The organism is Haloferax sp. s1 (assembly GCF_058382125.1).
This window is the reverse complement of sequence record NZ_JBZRPK010000267.1, coordinates 1-2,582: the sequence shown is the minus strand read 5'-3', so window position 1 is coordinate 2,582 and position 2,582 is coordinate 1. Positions and strand designations below refer to the sequence as shown.

Below are 2,582 nucleotides of genomic sequence, written 5' to 3'. Positions count from 1 at the left end.
CGTCACTACCCTCGTTGCGTTTGACGGCACGGAGCAGCTCATACGAGAACCCCGAAGGGGAAGAAAGAGCCCTCATGGAGGTCTTATGACGTATTCGTCGGAGCGTCTTGATTGCGACGTGGATGGGCGGGAAGTGAGCAAGACTGCCAGACAACTGCTGTAGTCGTACAGAAGGCCATCAATGCGGGTGTAATGACCGTTGTCGTTCCTCGTTATCGTCAGTAAACGCTGGCCTTGGTATCGAACAACACTATTGAGACCGAGAATATTTGAATAATTTAGATGGCTTACAAAAGTTAGAAAATCCACATTATCCAAAAGTTCAAGGTAATGTAAAGGGTCTGTTGAGGGTTTTCTGTCGTGTCGGTGCCAACAGTTCCTCATCTTGCGTGCTATCAATGAGCGTCTATCCCAACAGGGCGTTCAACGTCCGTTTCCGGGGTGAAATCAGCGATAGCATCGCAGATTGCAGCCGACCGACTACTGGCTGGTCATCCGAGACTCCACGAATTCACCAAAAACTCACTTCGAACGCGCTTCTTCAGGACTGGACAGTTGTCGGTTACTACCGGGGTCAGACTGACCGAGCTCTGACTTTCTGAGTCTGGTGACGAAGACTGCACCGCGGGGTGTATTGTCTTCGACCCAGACATCACCGCCGTAGTCGCTCACGATTGTATCGACAAGGTACAGACCGAGTCCCGTTCCGGGGCTCTCAAAGCCCTTCTCACCGCGGCCGAATATCTCGTCTTTCCGGTCGTTTGGGATACCGGGGCCGTTATCAGCGATTCTGACGAGTACGTTGTCCGGTTGCTCTTCGACTGAGATGGTAACTTCCGGTTCTGGAGTGTCGTTGTGGCGAATTGCGTTTGTGAGTAGGTTTCGGAAGACGGTCCCGAGCATATCGTCGGCCATCACCGAAACATCCGGTCGTTCGTCTGGAAGGTCGACGACGGCATTGGGGTTCCCCTCGATAATCTCGTTTGCTTCGTCCCAGAGTACGCCTCCAATCGACGTTGGGTGGGCCGTCTCCTCATCTTCGAGCATCGTCTTCATGAGGTTCCGGACGGTGTCAGTGAGTTCGGCCGTATGTTCACTGTTCCGAATAATCGTCTTGAGACGTTTGCTCACCGCCTCATCGTCGACCATCTCGTCCACGAGGCGAGCGTTTCCAAGCACGACAGCCGTATCGTTTCGGATATCGTGTCGGATGATTTGATTGAGAAGTCGAAGTTTCTCGTTCTGGTCGAGAATCATCTGTTTCTGTCGGTGGAGGTCCGTAACGTCGCGGAAGACGATTACCCAGCCAACCACCTGATCTTGGCGGGTAAGTCGTTGAGACCGAACGCTGAGAAACATCGGTGTTCCGTCGTCGAGGGTAACCCGGACGCTGTCGTCGTGTGACGTCGTGAGGTCGAATTTTGGGGAAATTTTCGTGATGGGGTCGCCGACATCGGCAGCAAACTGTTCGAGGAAGGACGCACCCTGGTTGTTGACGTGGACGATTCGCTCGTTCGGGTCGAGGACGAACACACCATCTGGTGACGCTTCCATCGCAGTGGTGTAGGCGAGAGGCGGCAACTCGAGGAATCGGTATCTGAAGACGGCAATCCCGATTGCCAACGACGTGACGGCCGCAGATGTTGGGACGAGATTCACACCCTCAGGATTGAACGGTGGCACGCCAAGCGACGAAAAGAGCGCGAAGATGAACGGTGCTGCAATACCGATGCTGACCAGTATCGCCTGTTGGATGTACGAACGACCCAGCCGAAACGCCTCGTAAAGAATGATTCCTACCGCTGCGGTAGAGAGAACCGCATTGTAGAGGAGTTGCAACAACAAGTGGGCAGGCCCGACATCGACGCGGAGGAGTACCAGTCCGTTCGACTCGATGAATCGCGGTGTTTCGATGGCAAGATCGCTCGGATTTGTAAATAGAATCACCAAGAAGACAAGCGGGATGCTCAGGACTGTCACAATGTGTCTCGGACGGATTCTCCGAATCCGGTCCGTATGGACGAGAACGAAGAGAAACACGAGCGGTCCGAGCGGTGCGACTCCGAGATAGAGGAGTTTGTAGAACAGGAGTTTCACCGCCGGGGTCGTGTGCAACAGTTTGAGGGCCGAAAATCCGGTCCAGAGGACGAGCCCAACATCTACCGCAAAGAACGCCGACAGAACCGGTGACCGTCCCTTCGTCCGCATGTGGTGCAGGCTATAGATACCCAAAAGTGCGGAGACGACCATCGCAAAGAGCGTCGGGAGTGCGAAAACCGTGTATTGCCAGCTCATATTTCAAAAAGCCTAAGTGAAGGTCCCGAAGCCATGAACGGATGTTTTGAGCCGATTCTGATGCATAAAAATACCTGTTCAAACCGACGTACTGTTCGAATTTCTGCGGAGATAGTACATCAATCGAAGTCCCAACTGACAAATATTGCCGCGCCGACAAGGTGCCGAATGGAAACTCTCCTGGAATCACAACGTTACCGGAATTTAAATCGACTCGACAGCACCGCTTCAAGCAGATTAGTCCTCGCGTCGACCGACACCGCACGTGACTCACACCGAAGTGGGAG

1 protein-coding gene is annotated in these 2,582 nt (G+C 53.6%); it reads right to left on the bottom strand.

Annotated features, from left to right (window positions below; genetic code table 11):
• Positions 1–522 precede the first annotated feature (522 nt).
• Positions 523–2,295, bottom strand: coding sequence for a histidine kinase N-terminal 7TM domain-containing protein (locus QT222_RS02630; protein WP_491476212.1), 1,773 nt, complete (start codon positions 2,293–2,295; stop codon positions 523–525).
• Positions 2,296–2,582: the final 287 nt, after the last annotated feature.